This is a genomic window from Bradyrhizobium sp. (assembly GCF_016462955.1).
Taxonomy (GTDB): Bacteria; Pseudomonadota; Alphaproteobacteria; order Rhizobiales; family Xanthobacteraceae; genus Bradyrhizobium.
In genome coordinates this window covers 1-302 of record NZ_JAEMSD010000281.1, presented here as the reverse complement: position 1 = coordinate 302, position 302 = coordinate 1, and the positions used below count along the sequence as shown (strand labels likewise).

Below are 302 nucleotides of genomic sequence, written 5' to 3'. Positions count from 1 at the left end.
TGGTCGGCGACAAATGGCGCGAGGAGCCGTGGTGGACCTCCGGCTCCACGTTGCGGCTGCTCCTGTCGGAATATGTCCAGTACGTCGTGGCAGAGCTCAGGGTCCGGCTGGAGGATTTCGGGATTGACCTTTGGCCCGAGATGTCGGAGCAGCCTCAAGGCCAGAAGCCGAAGCGGCCCGCCACCGCACAGGCGAATTGACGAGCAATTGATCGGACCATCGATGTTCCTGATTTTCCTGCGATCGCTCGTGTTCAACGTGCTGTTCTACGCCGTGCTGGTGTGTCTTGCGATCGTGGCGCT

At 60.9% G+C, this 302-nt stretch carries 1 pseudogene; it reads left to right on the top strand.

Features of this window, described 5'->3' with window-relative positions:
• Positions 1–200, top strand: a pseudogene (locus JHD07_RS24660) (YdcF family protein); the annotation flags it as partial.
• Positions 201–302 lie beyond the last annotated feature (102 nt).